The sequence below is a fragment of the Streptomyces zhaozhouensis genome, from assembly GCF_900230195.1.
In the GTDB taxonomy this organism is placed as follows: domain Bacteria; phylum Actinomycetota; class Actinomycetes; order Streptomycetales; family Streptomycetaceae; genus Streptomyces; species Streptomyces zhaozhouensis.
In genome coordinates, this window is the sequence record NZ_OCNE01000002.1 from 244,309 (window position 1) to 260,074 (window position 15,766).

Below are 15,766 nucleotides of genomic sequence, written 5' to 3' on the forward strand. Positions count from 1 at the left end.
GTCATGGACCGAGGGTGGGAAGTCGACACGTCAGCGGGGTTCGCGCGCCGGTTAGGCGTTTCGGCGGCGGAGACGGGCGACTCGAAGGACCACAACGGCTGCCCGGACATCTGGGAGCTGGAGAACGGGGACGTCGCGGTGATAGGCCGGGACCACACCGAGACCTACCGCGCGCGCCTCCCCGAAGGGGTGGCCGTCGCCTCGGACGAACGCCTCGTGATCATCCCCGGCCGCATGATGCGGCTGGCGAAGAAGGACATCCCCGATGACTGACTCCTCCGACCTGCGCCTCGACCCGGCCCTGGGGACGCGTCTGGCCCTGGACCCCTACCGCGCCGACTTCGCGGAAATCGACAACGCCGTGCGTGACCGCTCCTCCTGGAAGTTCGAACGCCTCCAGCACTTCGAGGAGCAGGACGACCCCAGCCGGGACGCGCTCACCGAGGGCCGCTGGGAGGACGCGCTGCGACTGCTGGAGGCGGAGCACGACGACTGGCTCGCCGCGGCGCGGCGCGAGGAGGAGCGCCGCGCCCCGTTCCACCGCGTCCGGGTGGTGGAGGAGCCCCTGACCCCCTACATGCAGTGGGAGTCGCACGCGCTGCGGGTGCAGGCGAAGGCCGGCAAGGGCATCCGGGTCATCGGGGCGGACCGGGTGCGGGAGTGGGAGCCGGCCGGCCCGCTTCCCGAGGTCGTCGTCCTCGGCGACCTGGTGCTCTACGAGGTGCTCTACACCGACGCCGGGGTGCTGGACGGCTGCCGCCGCTACACCGACCCCGAACTGATCGGGCGCTGGACGGCATTCATCCAGGGGCTCTACGAGGAGGGCGAGGACGTGGTCTCCTACGTGGACCGCTATGTGGCCCACCTCCCCTCGCCCTTCCCCGAGCAGGGACAGGGGTGAACGAGCCGGCGCACGGCGAGAGCGCGCCCCGCCGCGACACCCACGCGGAACTCTCCGGGACCTCCCGCGACACGGTGCAGGCGGGGAGCGTCAGTGGCGGCGTGCACTTCCACGGCCACCGTGAGAGCCACCGTGAACACGACGAACGCGCGCGGGGCGCCCCCGCCCCGCGCCAACTGCCGGGGGACGTCAGGGGGTTCGTCAACAGAGCGGACGAGCTGGGGCAGTTGGACGCCGTCCTGCCCGAGCGGGACGGCGAGCCGACGGCCGTCTCCGTCTGGGTGATCGCCGGCACCGCGGGCGCGGGCAAGACCTCGCTCGCCCTGCACTGGGCGCACCGGGTCAAGGAGCGCTTTCCCGACGGGCAGTTGTACATCAATCTGCGCGGCTACGACCCCCGCGAACCCGTCACGGCCGAGGAGGCGCTGCGGCGCTTTCTGCCCGCGCTGGGGGTTCCCGCCGACGCCGTCCCGTCCGACGGCGAGGCGGCGGCCGACCTCTACCGGTCGCTGCTGGCGGACCGCCGGGTGCTGGTCGTGTTGGACAACGCCGCCACCGTCGGCCAGGTGCGTCCGCTGCTGCCCGGCGGGGAGCACTGCCTGACGGTCGTCACCAGCCGCAACCGGCTCTCCGGGCTGGCCATAAGGGACGGCGCGCACCGCCTCACGCTGGGGATGCTGCCGGAGAGCGAGGCCGTGGCGCTGCTGCGCGTGGTGACGGCCGGGTTCCGGCGGCAGGACGGCGAGGAGGCACTCGCCGAACTGTCGCGACTGTGCGCCAGGTTGCCGCTGGCGCTGCGCATCGCGGCGGAACGGGCGGCGAGCCGCCCCCACATGCGGCTGGAGGAGCTGATCGACGAGCTGCGGGACGGCTCGGCGCTGTGGGACGCGCTCAGCTCCGGCGACGAGGAGGAGGCGGAAGCGGTGCGGACGGTCTTCGCCTGGTCCTACCGTGCCCTGCCGGCCGACGCCTCCCGGGTCTTCCGGTTGCTGGGTCTGCATCCGGGGCCCGACTTCGGCGCGGGCGCCGTCGCCGCGCTGGCCGACCTCCCGGTGCGCCGGGCGCGGCAGACGCTCGACGTGCTGGTCGGCGCGCACCTGGTCGAGCAGACCGGGCCCGACCGGTACGCGTTCCACGATCTGCTGCGCGTGTACGCGGCCGGCCTGGCCCGCGAGGAGCGGGAGGAACCGGTCGACGAGGCGTCCACCGACCCCCTGCGTCGACTGGTCAACTGGTATCTGCACACGGCGGAGTCGGCTCGCCGATGGATCGAGCCGGACGAGGCACCCGTCCCCCTGCCGCCGTGCGACGACGCGGCGCGACCACTCGTCTTTACCACCTACGACCAGGCCGTGGAGTGGTCGGAACGCGAGCGGGCCAACGTCCCGGCCGCCGTGCGGTCCGCCGGGGAAGCCGGATGGCACGGCCTCGCCTGGCGGCTGGCGGCCGTGTGGTACGACGCGCAGCCGCCGTCCGCGCCGGCCGCCGACTGGCTGCCCGTCGGGGCGCTCGGCCTCGGCGCCGCCCGGCGGGCCGGCGACCGACCGCGCGAGGCATGGTTCCTCGACAGCCTGGGCACCGCCTGCCGGCGCCTCAACCGGCCCGAGGAGAGCCGCGCCCGGCACCGCGAGGCGCTCGCCGTCTGGCGCGAGCTGGGTGACGCACGCGGCGAGGCCCTGTCGTGGAACCTGCTCGGCCTGCTGGAGCTGCGCGGGCGGCGACTGGCGGAGGCGGAGCGGGCGTTCCACCACGCCCTGGACGTGTTCCGGGAGGTAGGCGACGAACGCTGGGAGTCGATCCTCCTCGCCAACCGGGGAAGGGCCCGCTGGGACGCCGGCCTGCTCGGCGCGGCCGCCGACGACGTGGGCCCGGCCCTCGCGGCGCACCGCGCCGGGGGCCGCGCCGCGAGCGTCGGCGACGCGCTGTCCGTCCTCAGCGCCGTCCACCTCGACCGCGACGAGCCCGGGCCGGCCCTGGACGCGGCGCGGGAGGCCGTGGAGATCGCGCTGGAGCTGCGCGACCACACGCTGGAGGCCTACTGGCTGCTCGCGCTCGGCGCCGCGGAGCGCGCCCTCGGCGCGTACGGGCCGGCGCTGGAGTCCTACCAACGCTCGGCGGTGCTCCACCGCCGGCTCGGCGACCGGGGCCGCGAGGCCCTCGCCTGGCACGGCACCGGGTGTGTCTACGCGCGGATGGAACGCCCCGAGGACGCCGCCGCCTTCCACCGCCGCGCCGCCGCCGCCCACCGGGAGTTGGGCGACGCCTGGCACGAGGCCCTGGCCCTGGAGGGGCTGGCCGCGGCCCTGGACGCCGCACACCCCGAGGAGTCCCACCACTGCCGGACCGAAGTGCTGCGGCTGACCGCCGCCTTCGACGACCCCCGCGCCCGGGAGCTGCGCGCGCGGGTGGCGCCGGAGTCGGGGTAGCCGGCCGGCAGCGCCTTCATCACGGTCGGCCGGCACCGCGGGCTTGCCCTGCTGATCGACGCCGACCGGCCGGAGGCCGCGCCGGCCGCCCCGAGGCCGCCTTCAGCCGAGTGGGAGGCGGCCGCGACCGCCGACGCGCCGCGCGTTACTCCTTGTCCACCCCCGCCAGCCGCAACAGCAGCGACTTGACCTCGGTCGCCGCGACCTCGTCGCCGTTCAGCGCCTCGGGGTCGGAGCAGATCAGCACCGGCTGGTGGCGCCGGTCGGTGGGGAGGCGGCCGTGGCTGCCGCGGATCTGGGCGCCGTCGAGGGGAATGACGTTCATCCGGTAGCGCATCCCGATCTTCTTGCGGACCAGGGCGGCCCCGGCGCGGGCCTTGACCATGCGGTCCTCCGGGTTGAGGAAGAGCTCCGCCGGGTCGTAGCCGGGCTTGCGGTGGATCTCGACGGTGGGGGCGTAGTCCGGCGCGTCCGCGTCGTCCAGCCAGTAGTAGTAGGTGAACCAGGAGTCCTCGTCGGCGACCGCGACCAGGTCGCCGGCGCGCGGGTGGTCCAGGCCGTGGGCGGCCTTGCCCTCGTCGTCGAGGAGTTCGGCGATGCCGGGGAGGTCCTTCAGCGCCTCGCGGGCCGGCTCCAGGTCCTCCGGACGGCGCACGTAGACGTGGGCGACCTGGTGGTCGGCGACGGCGAACGCGCGGGAGACCCAGGGGTCCAGGTACTCCATCCCGGCCTGGGTGTAGACCTCGAGCAGCCCGGCCTCGCGCAGCCTGCGGTTGATGTGGATCTGGCGGCTGACGGGGGTGATGCCGTACTCGGAGAGCGCGACCACCGTGGCGTCCTGCGCCCGCGCCGCGTCGAGCAACGGGGCCAGCTCGCCGTCGAGTTCGGCCGCGGCGGCCCTGGCCTGCGGGGAGTCGGGGCCGAAGCGCTGGAGGTCGTAGTCGAGGTGCGGCAGGTAGACCAGGGTCAGGTCGGGCTGCCGGGTGGTCAGGATGCGGCGGGCGGCGTGCGCGATCCACCGCGAGGAGTCGATGGCCGCCGTCGGCCCCCAGTAGGTGAAGAGCGGGAACTCGCCGAAGCGGGAGGTGAGTTCGTCATGCAGCTCGGGCGGCCTGGTGTAGCAGTCGGGGTCCTTCTTGCCGTCGGCGTGGTAGATCGGCCGGGGCGTGACGGTGTAGTCGGTGTCGGCGCCCATGGCGTACCACCAGCAGACGTTGGCCACCGTGTACTCGGGATCGACCCTGCGCGCGGCGTCCCAGATCTTCTCGCCGCCGACGAGGGCGTTGTGCTGCCGCCACAGCAGCACATCGCCCAACTCGCGGAAGTACCAGCCGTTTCCGACGATGCCGTGGCCCGAGGGAAGTTCGCCGGTGAGGAACGTCGCCTGCGCGGAGCACGTCACCGCCGGGAGGACGGTGCCCAGTGGCGCCTGGGAGCCGGCGGCGGCGACCGCCTTGAGCGTGGGCATGTGGTCGAGCAGTTCGGGAGTGAGTCCCACCACGTCGATGACCACCAGTCGGCGGCTCATGGCAGCACTTCCTTTCGGTGCGTGACGGCTCGGTGCGTGACGGCTCCGGGGAGATCAGCCGGCGTGGGGACGCCGGCCGCGGCTCACGCCTCCTCCTTCAGGCCGAGATCGGTCAACAGGTCGCGCGCCAGCGAGAGTTCGGCGGCGATGCCGTCGGCCAGCTGGTCGGCGTCCGTGGGGCGCAGCTCGGGCGGGAGTACCTGCCAGGTGTAGGTCTCCACCTCCAGGTGCCGGGTGAGCGGCCGCCGCCCGCCGACCAGCCTGGCCAGGGACTGCCGCAGCACCGGCAGCGTGGTGGACAGCGGGGCCGGCGGCTTCGCGTGCAGCGGGATGTGATGGTGCACCCGCCAGGGCCCGGAGGCGCTCAGCGGCTTCTCGCCGTCCAGCGCCAGGTCCAGGTCGTCACGGGCGGTGACGGTGCCGTCGTGGGCGCGTTCCCTGGTCTGGTGCAGGAAGCGCTCCTCGACGAACTCGGCGAGCGCCCGGCGCACCTCGGGCCGCTCCGGGTGCTCGGCGTGCAGGGCCGCCGACAGCTGCGCCTTGTAGATCGGGACCTCCTGCCGCACCAGCCGGTCGATGGCCTCGTCCGGGTCCTCGAACGCGGTGGCCAGATGGCAGGTGTCCAGGCAGAGCCCGATCCGGTCGGTGGGCGGCGCCTCGGAACCGGTCAGCAGCCGGGCGGCCTGGTCGGTGGTCTCGATCACACAGCCGGGCTCCGGCTCCAGGGCGACCCTGATCTGCCGGCGGTTGCCGCTGGCCAGCAGGTCCAGCTCGCGCGAGAGCCGGTTCAGCTGCTGGACGGCGGCCGCCTCCGCCGCCGCGTCGTAGGGGGTGCGCCAGGCCAGCGGCAGGGTGGAGATGGTGCCCTCGGTGACGTCGTCGGGCAGCAGCCCGGCGAGCAGACACGCGAGCTGGAGGGTGTGCTCCCGACGGGCGTCCGTGGTCCAGTCCGGCTGGTAAACGCGGTGCTTGACCTTCGCCGAGCCGAAGCCCCGGTACGGGAAGCCGTTGAGGGTGACCACCTCAAGGCCCTCCCGGCGCAGCGCCTCGGTGAGCGTGGCGCGCGCCTTCGGGTCGCGGCTCAGGGCCTTGACCACGTCGGCGGCCAGCCACAGGCCGATGCCGAGGCGCTCCCGTCCCAGCCGACGGCGCACGGGTGCGCAGTGCTCGCTGAGCTGGGCGAGGACCCCGTCAAGGGTCTCGGCGGGGTGGACGTTGGTGCAGTAGGCGAGGTGTATCAGCCCACCACTGGGGTGTCGGAAGCGCACAGGTGTCCCTCTCAGCTGTCGGCGGGCGCCCCGCGCCGCAGCACGTTGCCGGCGTAGTCGTCGCGTTCGGGCCGCTCGCCGAGGTCGAGGCGCCCGCTGAGAGCGTAGAACGCCACCGGGTTGCGCCAGAGCACCAGGTCCACCTCGTCGTCGCTGAAGCCGTCCGCCAGCATGGCCTCGCCGACCTTCCTGGTCTTCAACGGGTCACTGTTGCCCCAGTCGGCCGCCGAGTTGACCAGCACCTTCTCCGGCCCGTACTCGCGCAGCAACCGGACCATCCTGGTCTCGTCCATCTTGGTGTCCGGATAGACGGAGAAGCCCAGCCAGCAGCCGCTGTCCTTGGCGGCGGCGACCGTGGTCTCGTTGAGGTGGTCCAGCAGCACCCGGTCGGTGGGCAGGGCCGACTCCCTGACCACGTCGATGGTGCGGGCCACGCCGGCGACCTTGTCGCGGTGCGGGGTGTGGACCAGGGCGGGCAGCTCGTGGTCGACGGCGAGCTGGAGCTGGGCGGCCAGCGCCTCGTCCTCGGCGGGCGTCATCGAGTCGTAGCCGATCTCGCCGACCGCGACCACGCTGTCCTTGCGCAGATAGCGGTCCAGCTCGGCCAGCACGGGGACGCACCGCGGGTCGTTGGCCTCCTTGGGGTTGAGGGCCAGCGCGCAGTGGTGGGTGATGCCGTGCTCCGCGGCCCGGTACGGCTCCCAGCCGAGGAGGGCGTCGAAGTAGTCCAGGAAGCTGCCGACGTTGGTGCGCGGCTGGCCAAGCCAGAACGCGGGCTCGACGAGCGCCCGCACCCCCGCGTCCCGCATGGCGCGGTAGTCGTCGGTGGTGCGGGAGGACATGTGGATGTGCGGGTCGAAGATGCGCATCAGGGCTCCTGGGGGTGCGGCGGCTGGGCGGCGAGGACCTCGCGCACGTCCTCGGGGACGGGGCGTCCCGCGGCCTCGCGCTCGGCGGCGTAGTCGGCGAGCATCCGCAGCAGCTCGGCGTCGGTGCGGGTGGCCAGGCCCGAGACGGCGGTCAGCGGGACGCCGGTGAAGACGCACTTGAGGACGGCGTGCCGCCACTGGTGCTGGTCCAGGTGGGCGGCGGCGTAGTCGCCGACGGCGGCGACGATCAGCCGGGTGTCGTTGGTGCGCAGGGCGTCCTCGACGAGCGGGACGGCCTCGGGCCCCAGGTGCAGATAGGACAGCGACTGGAGCACGGCGCGGCGCTCGGCGGCGTCGCCCTGCTGGTAGAGGCGGGTGACGGTGGCCAGGTCGGCGTCGGCCGCGTGCAGCAGCAGCACCCGGGCCGCGTCGGCGGCCGGCATCCCGGACCCGGGCAGCGCGGCGCGGCCGACGCGGCGGGTGGCGACGGAGAACGAGGACTCCCAGTCCGCGTCGGCGGCCCAGCCGAGGGTCGCCTCCAGCCACTCGGCGGCCTCGTGGGGCACGGCCTCGACCAGCTCGGCGCGGAGCGCGGCCAGGGCCTGCGGCAGGGTGGGTGAGTCCATCAGGGGACCTCCGAACGACTGCTCATCCGGGTGTCGGTGAGCGCGGCTTCCAGGAACTGGATCGATTCTGCCGCGAGTTGGGGTCCGGCGTGCGAGTGACGTGGCAGTTCCACGGAGACCAGCCCGGTGTAGCCGGTGCCGGCGAGGGCGGCGAGCACCGGCGGGAAGTCGATCTCCCCGGTGCCGAACGGCAGATGCTCGTGCACCCCGCGCCGCATGTCCTCGATCTGGACGTGGGCCAGCCACGGACCCGCCTCGGTGACGCAGTCGGCGACGGGCGCCGGCTCCAGGCAGCGGCAGTGGCCGATGTCCAGGGTCAGGCGCAGCGCCTCGGGCGAGTCGAGGCGGCGGCGCAGCCGGTGGAAGCCGGCGAGGTCGCCCAGCAGGTGCCCCGGCTCGGGCTCGACGGCGAGCGGGACGCCGGCCCCGGAGGCGGCGTCCAGCAGCGGGGCGAAGGAGTCGGCGAGCCGGCTCCAGGCCACCTCCTCGGGGGTCTCCTCCGGCCGGTGGCCGCTGAAGCAGTGCAGCGCGGTGGCGCCGAGGTCGGCGGCGACGCGCACGGCGTCGGTGAGCATCGCGATCCGCCGGCCCCTGGCCTCCGGGTCGGGGTCGAGCAGGCTGGGGCTGTGCTTGCGGCGCGGGTCGAGGACGTAGCGGGCGCCGGTCTCGACGGCGACGGCGAGGCCGAGCCGGTCCAGCCTGGCGGCGACGGCCTCGGTGCGGCGGGCCAGGTCGGGGGCGAGCGGGTCGAGGTGCATGTGGTCGAGGGTCAGCGCGACGCCCCGGTAGCCGAGGTCGGCCAGCAGGGCGAGGGCGTCGTCCAGGCGCAGGTCGGTGAGGCCGTTGGTGCCGTACGCCAGGCGGAAGCCGGGACTCATGTGGGGCTGACCTTTCTGGACAGCCGCCGCGCCGCGCCCAGCAGCGTCAGCAGCACGGGAACGGGAGCGCGGGCGCCGGCGCGGGCGGCGAGGCCGGCCTGGAGCGGCACCAGCGCCTGGAGGCCGGCGACGACGCCGGCCTTGGTGTGCTCGCCGGTGGGCCGGCCGGCGGCGCGGGTCAGCGCGGGCGCGGCCGTCAGCAGGTAGCTGGCGGCACAGCCGCGGGCCGTGCCGGCCTCGGGCCCGGGGCGGCTGACGACGGCGGCGACGCCGGCCGTGGTGGCCAACGCGGCCAGCGGCGCGGTCCGGTCGCCGCCGTCGACCTCGTTCCGCGAGACATGGGTGACGGCGGTGGTGTGGGCGGCGAGCAGCGCCGCCGGGGGCAGCGCGGCGGGCGCGACGCGGCCGGCGCCCGCGGCGCCGAGCAGCAGGTCGAGGCCGCGGGCGGCGCCCATGGCGGCGGGGCCCGCGGCGGTGTGCTTGAGCTTGAGGTCGTAGGCCCAGACGGTGGCGGCCAGCGCGGAGGCGGTGGCCAGTTGGGCGCGGTTGCCCGCGGCGGCCAGCGCCAGGCCGGCGGCCGTGAGGCCGGCGGCGGCGCCGAACGCGGCGGCGGGCGCGACACGGCCGGACGGCAGCGGCCGGTGCGGCCGGTCGCGGGCGTCCTCGGCGCGGTCGGCCCAGTCGTTGAGCGCCATGCCCGCCCAGTAGAGGCAGACGGAACTCCCGATGGCCAGCGCCGTGTTGCGGGCCGGCGCCCCGCCGGCCGCCGAGCCGGCCAGGGCGTCGCCCGGCACGGTCAGCGCGGCCGGCCCGCGCACCAGCTCCACCCAGGCGCGGGCCCTGCCGCCGGTCACGAGCGGCCAGCCAGCCGGTCGGCGAGCGCCAGCAGCTCGCGGTACTGCTCGGCGAGCCCCGGCGGATCGGTGTCCGGATCCTTGAAGAAGAAGCCGAGACCTGGCACGGGCCCGGCGTGGCCCAGCTCGTGGGCGCGGGCCAGCAGCCGCGCCAGGTCGAGGACGAGGGGGGCGGCGAGCGCGGAGTCGCAGCCCTGCCAGATGGTCTGGAGCACCATCCGGGTGCCGAGGAACCCGTCGAACGCGACGTGGTCCCAGGCGGTCTTCCAGTCGCCGAGCGCCGGCACATGGTCGATGTGGGTCTCGCCCTCGGGCTCGCTGCCCAGGTTGTCGGCCAGCGCCCTGGCCTTGCCCGCGTTCTTGGCGGCGGCGGCCCTGGGGTCGGCGAGGGTGGCGCCGTCGCCGCCGCCCAGCAGGTTGCTGCCGGACCAGGCGCGCACGGCCAGCTCCCGCTGGGCGAACATCGGTGCCAGCACGGCCCGCAGCAGCGTCTGCCCGGTCTTGCCGTCCCGCCCGGCGTGCGGCAGCCCGGCGGCCGCGGCGCGGGCGGCGAGCCCCTCGGCGTGCATCCCGGTGGCGGGGGTGAAGTTGACGTAGGAGGCGCCGGCGGTGATCGCGGCGGCGGCGTAGAGCGCGCTGGCCGGGGCGCGGGCGTCGCCGGCGGCCGGCATCGGCTCGGTGCTGGCCAGGTGCACCACGACGGTGCGGGCCAGCCCGTGGCCCGTGGTGAAGGCGGCGATGTCGGCGGCGAACGCGTCGACCAGCTGCTCGTCGGAGCGCGGGTCGTCGGGCTGGGGGCCGCCGGGGCGGATCTCGGCGTCGACGCGCGCCAGTTCGTCGGCGACGGCCGACGGCAGCCCGTGCGGCAGCACCCCGGCCTCGGCGAGCTGTTCGGCGCGCTTGGGCAACGGGGTGGGGTGGGTGTCATGGCCCCCGAACACCAGCTGTTCCAGCGGGGGCAGGCCGGCCCCCGCGAACGCGGGCCCTGCGGTGACCAGTCCGGTGGGTGGGTGCAGTCCGGCGGCGAGGGCGGCGCGGCCGGCCACGGTGGTGGTGGCCACCGAGCCCCGGGCGCCGATCAGCCAGACTCCGACGCGTTTCAGGGGTTCTGTTGTCATGTCGCGGCTTTCTGTGCAGCTGCGGAAGGGGCAAGGGCGCGCGGTGCCCGGCCACGTGTGCGGCGTGACCGGGCAACGCGCGAGGCGGCGGCGCGGGGCGGGTTCGGCGATTCCGCCCCTGCCGTCACCCTCCGGCCCGCGCGGGGCCGGCCTCCGTCCCCGCCGCCCCTCGCGGCGGTGGACGGAGTCGTGGGGTGGTGCCAGTCGGGGTACCGGTTGGTCGGATCTGGGGGATCAGTGCTGGCAGTCGGTGGCGGTCAGCTCGGCGACGCGGACGTCCCTGAACTGCACGGTGTCCTCGTCGCCGTGGTTCTGGAGCCCGATGTGTCCCGCCAGGCTACGGTTCTCCTCGGTCGAGGTGAAGTCGTTGATCAGCACATCGTTGAGGAAGATCTGGAGATGGTCGCCCTCGACCCGCAGCTCGTAGGTGTTCCACTCGCCGTTGGGGTTGAGCGCGGCGTCCCTGGCCTCGATGTCGGCCGACTGGAACGTGTAGACGGAGCCGGTCGTCCGCTCGGGGACGTCGGTGTCGTCGATCTGGATCTCGTAGCCCTGGTCCACCGCGTCCCACGGGTCGTCGGAGACCGGGGAGCCCAGGAAGATCCCGGAGTTGGAGTCACCGATCTGGCGCCAGTCCAGCAGCAGCGAGAAGTTCTCGTACGCCTCGGCCTCGTAGTAGAACAGGCCCATGCCGCCGACGCTGGTCAGCGTGCCCTCCTCGGCGTCCAGCTCGAACCCGCCGGGCCCGGCCTGGGTCCAGCCCTCGGTCGAGGTGCCGTCGAAGATCGAGGTGTACTCGGGCTCCTCCGGGTTCTCGCCCTCGACGGAGCAGTCGGCGTCGGTCTGGCCGGCGGCGTACTGGATGCCGCCCAGCAGGTGCTGGCGGAAGTCCTCCTCGGCGAACGACTCGATGGTGTGGCCGCCGCCGGTGTAGAAGGCGAGGCCGCCGTCGTACTCCTTGCACCAGGCGATCGGGTGGTCGCCCTCCATGTTGCCGCCCTCGTAGGAGGACTCGTCGAGCGAGGCCAGCACGCGGGCGGTTTCCCTGGGGTTGGTGCGGTAGTTGTACCACTCGTCGGTGCGCTCCCAGGTGTCCCCCAGGTGCGCGGTCGCCGGGTGGTCGTGGTCCTCGACGTTGACGGTCGCCTGCTGGATCTGCGGGTGACTGTCGAAGAGGGCGCCGGCCAGGCCGTCGTACCACTCCCAGTCGTACTCGGTGTCGGCGGCGGCGTGGACGCCGACGTAGCCGCCGCCGTTGTTGATGTACCCCTCGAACGCGGTCTGCTGCGCGTCGTCGAGCACGTCGCCCGTGGTGGACAGGAAGACGACGGCCTCGTACTGGGCCAGGTTCTCCTCGGTGAACAGCGCCGAGTCCTCGGTCGCCGTCACCGTGAAGTCGTTGGCCTCGCCCAGCTCGGTGATCGTCTCGATGCCGGTCTCGATCGAGTCGTGCCGGAACCCGGCGGTCTTGGAAAAGACCAGTACGTCGAACGGATCGGCCGCGGTCTCCTGCCCCGCGCGGTCGGGGGCCTCGGCGGCCCCGGCCGACATCGCGGGCAGCGCGGTGGCGCACAGGGCGCCCCCGACGAGCAGGAAGCCGGCTCGTCGCAACCGGGTGGTGCGGGTCGTGTCACTCAACGCTCTCACTCCTCACTTCCGGTACTGAAGGTGAAGTCGTCCAGGTTGAACGTGCCACCCGTGAAAACCAGGTGGAGCGTGGTGGACTCGGCCGGCTGGTCGGCCAGCTCCGTCGTGACGTCCTCGAACGTCTCCGCGCCTCCGGTGTCGCCGACCTCGACGCTGCCCAGCAGCGCGCCGTCGGGGGCTCCGGCGCGCACCTCGACGGTGCCGCTGCCGCCGTCGGAGGCGACGCGGGCGGTGAACTCCGTCGCGTTGTCCAGCAGGTACGGCTCGAACGAGATCCAGCCGCCGTCGGTGACCTCGACCGCGCGCCCGCCGTGGGCGGCCTCGACGCTCACCGCGGTCGGGCCCTCGGCCTCGCCGAAGTGCTCGGCCTGGCGCTGCCTGGTCTGGGTGACGACCTCGTCGCTGCCGGTCAGCGGCGGGGCGTCGCCGGAACCGGCGTCGGTGTACTCGGCGTTCCAGACCCCGAAGATGTTGGCGTTCGGGTCGTGCTCGCCGTCCGCGAGGGTCTGGAGGGTGCCGGAGCAGCCGTTGGCCGAGGTCTGCGGGTGGCCGTGCGAGTCGTGGCCGAGGATGAACGTGACGGTCACGTCCTCGCAGTTGATCTCCGCGTCCTCGGCGTCGGTGACCTCCACCTCGAACGGCACCGCGTCGCCGAAGTCGACCAGCGCGCCGTCGCCCGGCAGCAGCAGGTTGACCTCGGGTTCGGTGTTGCCGGCCACGACCTGCACGGACGCGTTGCCGGTGGCGCCCGCGGCGTTGGTCACCGTCAGCACCACGCTGTAGGTGCCCGCCTCCTCGAAGGTGTGGGTCGGGTTGGCCTCCTCGGAGGTGCCGCCGTCACCGAAGTCCCACGCGTAGGTCAGCTCGGAACCGTCCGGGTCGGTCGAGCCCTCGGAGCTGAACGCGACCTCCAGCGGGGTCTGACCGGAGGTGACGTCGGAGCTGGCCCTCGCCACCGGCGCGCTGACGCCCGCGGTGTAGTCGATGCGGTAGAGGGCGCTGTTCTCGTCGCCGGCGAAGTAGCCGGTGCCGTAGTCCAGGACGTAGAGCGCGCCGTCGGGGCCGAAGGCGGTGTCCATGACCTGGGTGCCTTCCCAGAGGAAGTCGTGGATGCCGGAGACGTTGCCGTCCGCGTCCTGCTCCACGGCCTTGATCCACTGGCGGCCGAACTCGGCGGCGAAGAAGGTGCCGTCCAGCGACTCCGGGAACTTGCGCTCGGAGTCCAGGTCGGCGTCGTAACGGTAGACCGGCCCCGCCATCGGGGACTCGGAGCCGTCGCCGAACTCGGGGACGGAGTCGCCGTCGTAGGGGATCCAGGCGGGCTGCGCGGGCGGCAGCTCGGTCAGGCCCGTGTTGTGCGGCGAGTCGTTGACCGGGGCGGCGCAGTCGAAGGACTCCCCGGAGGTGCCGGTCTCGAAGTCGTAGTCGATGTACGCCTCGTTGTCGCCGACGCAGTACGGCCAGCCGAAGTTGCCGGGCTCGGTCACCCGGTTGAACTCCACCTGCCCGGACGGGCCGCGCTCGGGGTCCGCGGTGCCGGAGTCGGGACCGTAGTCGCCGACGTAGACGTCGCCCGTGGCCTGGTCGACGCTCATCCGGAACGGGTTGCGGAAGCCCATCGCGTAGATCTCGGGCCGCGCCCCCTCGGTGCCCTCCTGGAAGAGGTTGCCCTCGGGGATGGTGTAGCTGCCGTCGTCCTCGACGTGGATGCGCAGCAGCTTGCCGCGCAGGTCGTTGGTGTTGGCGGCGGAACGCTGCGCGTCGAACGCCGGGTTGCGGTCGGCGCGCTCGTCGATCGGGCTGAACCCGTCGGAGGCGAACGGGTTGGTGTCGTCGCCGGTGGTCAGGTAGAGGTTGCCCTCGGCGTCGAAGTCGATGTCGCCGCCGACGTGGCAGCACTGGCCGCGGCTGGCCGCCACGTCCAGGATCTCGACCTCGCTGCCGTTGTCGAGGGTGCCGTCCTCGTTCAGCGTGAAGCGGGAGAGCCGGTTCACGCCGTCGTAGGGGGCGAAGTCCTCGGCGGTGCCGTCGGACGGGGCGTCGCCGGCGGGGGTCTCCATCGGCGGCGCGTAGTAGAGGTAGATGTGGCGGTTCTGCTCGAAGTCGGGGTCGACCCCGACGCCCTGGAGACCCTCCTCGTCATGGCTGTAGACCGGGATCTCGCCCGCCACCCGGGTCAGTCCGTTGGCGTCGGTGAGCCGCAGCGTGCCGTCCCTGGAGGTGTGGAGGACGGACGTGTCGGGCAGTACGGCGAGCGTCATCGGCTCGCCCATCTCGGCCTCGCCCTTGGCGAGTTCGACCTGTTGGAACTCCTCGAGCGGCGGCGGCTCGGCCGCCGTCGCCGTCTGCTGGCTGATCACCACACCCGCCGAGGCGAGCGTCATGCCCGCCACGGTCGCGAGTACGGCTTTGAGTCTCCTGTGCACGAGCGTTCCTCCGTTAGAGCGCACGGGGGTGGGGGGTGAGGCTGTCGCACAGGCGCGCGCCGTCGCGCCAGGTGAACGGTGCGGCCGTCAGGTGAGGGGGACGACCGCGCTGTTCGTAGTTGACCGGTACACCACAGGGACGGTAACGACTTTCTCCCTAACTGGAAACCCCTTTGAAACAAGCTGGCACAACTTCATCCACGTGCCGGACAAAGTAAGCGGGCAGGGCGAGGCGCGCGCCCCCGCTATGAGCGCGTACACCCCGTATCTCCCCCGCGCGCGGGGGAATTCACCCCTCGGGTGGCAGCCGCACCCCGATCAGCGCGGTGATCACCCGTTCCGTGGTCTCCACCATGTCCACGGCCCCCGGGTCCAGCAGCCACTGGACCTGGAGCCCGTCCATCACCGCGATGATCCCGTTGGCCACACTCTCCACCGGCAGGGTCGGCGCGACCGCCCCCGCGTCCACCGCCTCCCGCAGCGCGGCGACCACGATGGCGCGCAGCCCCGTGTAGCGGCCGCGGAAGTACTCCTGCGCCGGGTGGCCCTCCGTCACGCTCTCCGCCGAGAGCACGGTGTAGAGCCGCACGATCCCGGCGCGCTCGGCGTTCAGCCGCGCGGTGTCGACCAGGTGTCGCAGCATCCCAAGACCCCGGGGACGGCCGTCGCCCAGCGCCTCGATGTCCGACTTGTCGCGGAGCTCCAACACCCCGGTCAGCAGGCCGGCCTTGGTGCGGAAGTGGTGCAGCACGCCGGCCTGGGTGAGGCCGGAGCGTTCGGCTATCTCGGCCAGCGAGGCGTTGTGGTAGCCGCGTGTCGCGAAGGTCTCCATGGCGATGCGCAAAATGTCGTCCCGCCGTTGGGCACCCTGGGCGCGGGCGGGCGCGCTTGAGGACATGACCGGCTCCTGCCTTGGGGTTCTCGCTCCGGGCCCCGGGTCGGGCGTCCGCAGTCTACGACCGGCCGGGCGGCGCACCCAGGTTCCGGAACCACCGGATCCTGTTGCGGACCTACCAACTGGTCAGTCAGTCTGCTTACCTCTCTGCTGACGGGGCGCCGACTGGTCGGTGCCAGTGGTCAGTTGCGGTGGTTGGTGGTTGGTACCGGTGGTCGGTACCGGTGGTTGGTGCCGATGGTCGGTACCGGTGGTCGGTACCGGTGGTCAGTGGTCAGTCGCGGTGGTTGGACGCTGTGGTCGCTGCCAGTGGTCGCTACCACGGGGACG

At 73.4% G+C, this 15,766-nt stretch carries 12 protein-coding genes and 1 pseudogene; 3 read left to right on the forward strand and 10 right to left on the reverse strand.

The window, feature by feature from the left end:
• Positions 1-3 precede the first annotated feature (3 nt).
• The 3 genes from CRP51_RS04285 to CRP51_RS04295 are packed head-to-tail and all read left to right on the forward strand — an operon-like array spanning position 4 to position 3,327.
• The gene (locus CRP51_RS04285; RefSeq protein WP_097229619.1) at positions 4-273 is read left to right on the forward strand and encodes a hypothetical protein; all 270 of its coding nucleotides are present in this window, start codon (positions 4-6) and stop codon (positions 271-273) included.
• Positions 266-901 (forward strand): DUF6879 family protein, encoded by a 636-nt coding sequence (locus tag CRP51_RS04290; RefSeq protein ID WP_099459285.1) that lies wholly within the window; start codon positions 266-268, stop codon positions 899-901. The genes CRP51_RS04285 and CRP51_RS04290 overlap by 8 nt, the downstream gene beginning before the upstream one ends.
• Entirely contained in the window at positions 898-3,327 is a 2,430-nt protein-coding gene (locus CRP51_RS04295; protein WP_245880362.1) for an ATP-binding protein, read from the forward strand. Before CRP51_RS04290 ends, CRP51_RS04295 begins: the two co-directional genes overlap by 4 nt.
• Before the next feature lie 145 nt (positions 3,328-3,472).
• On the opposite strand, the gene CRP51_RS04300 is transcribed toward CRP51_RS04295, so the two are convergent.
• The 10 genes and pseudogenes from CRP51_RS04300 to CRP51_RS04345 all read right to left on the reverse strand — a co-directional run bounded on the left by CRP51_RS04300 (position 3,473) and on the right by CRP51_RS04345 (position 15,439).
• On the reverse strand, positions 3,473-4,855 hold the full coding sequence (locus CRP51_RS04300; RefSeq protein WP_097229620.1) for an alkaline phosphatase family protein: 1,383 nt from the start codon (positions 4,853-4,855) through the stop codon (positions 3,473-3,475).
• A gap of 83 nt (positions 4,856-4,938) precedes the next feature.
• Positions 4,939-6,123, reverse strand: coding sequence for a metabolite traffic protein EboE (gene eboE / locus CRP51_RS04305; protein ID WP_097229621.1), 1,185 nt, complete (start codon positions 6,121-6,123; stop codon positions 4,939-4,941).
• 11 nt (positions 6,124-6,134) lie between these two features.
• Positions 6,135-6,992 carry a TatD family hydrolase gene (locus CRP51_RS04310; RefSeq protein WP_097229622.1) on the reverse strand — a complete coding sequence of 286 codons (858 nt, stop codon included), beginning with the start codon at positions 6,990-6,992 and terminating at the stop codon, positions 6,135-6,137.
• Complete coding sequence (locus CRP51_RS04315; RefSeq protein WP_097229623.1) at positions 6,992-7,618, reverse strand: EboA domain-containing protein; 627 nt, start codon at positions 7,616-7,618, stop codon at positions 6,992-6,994. The genes CRP51_RS04310 and CRP51_RS04315 overlap by 1 nt, the downstream gene beginning before the upstream one ends.
• Entirely contained in the window at positions 7,618-8,496 is an 879-nt protein-coding gene (locus CRP51_RS04320) for a sugar phosphate isomerase/epimerase family protein (RefSeq protein ID WP_097229624.1), read from the reverse strand. Before CRP51_RS04320 ends, CRP51_RS04315 begins: the two co-directional genes overlap by 1 nt.
• Positions 8,493-9,350: an SCO3242 family prenyltransferase gene (locus CRP51_RS04325; protein WP_097229625.1), complete on the reverse strand. Its 858-nt coding sequence runs from the start codon at positions 9,348-9,350 to the stop codon at positions 8,493-8,495. Before CRP51_RS04325 ends, CRP51_RS04320 begins: the two co-directional genes overlap by 4 nt.
• Positions 9,347-10,468: an inositol-3-phosphate synthase gene (locus CRP51_RS04330; protein WP_097229626.1), complete on the reverse strand. Its 1,122-nt coding sequence runs from the start codon at positions 10,466-10,468 to the stop codon at positions 9,347-9,349. Before CRP51_RS04330 ends, CRP51_RS04325 begins: the two co-directional genes overlap by 4 nt.
• 258 nt (positions 10,469-10,726) lie before the next feature.
• Positions 10,727-12,106, reverse strand: a pseudogene (locus tag CRP51_RS04335) (ThuA domain-containing protein); the annotation flags it as partial.
• A gap of 5 nt (positions 12,107-12,111) precedes the next feature.
• Entirely contained in the window at positions 12,112-14,541 is a 2,430-nt protein-coding gene (locus CRP51_RS04340; protein ID WP_439333115.1) for a PQQ-dependent sugar dehydrogenase, read from the reverse strand.
• Positions 14,542-14,830: 289 nt separating this feature from the next.
• A complete protein-coding gene (locus tag CRP51_RS04345) occupies positions 14,831-15,439 on the reverse strand; it encodes a TetR family transcriptional regulator (RefSeq protein WP_281259628.1) in 609 nt (202 codons plus the stop codon).
• Between the last annotated feature and the right edge of the window lie 327 nt (positions 15,440-15,766).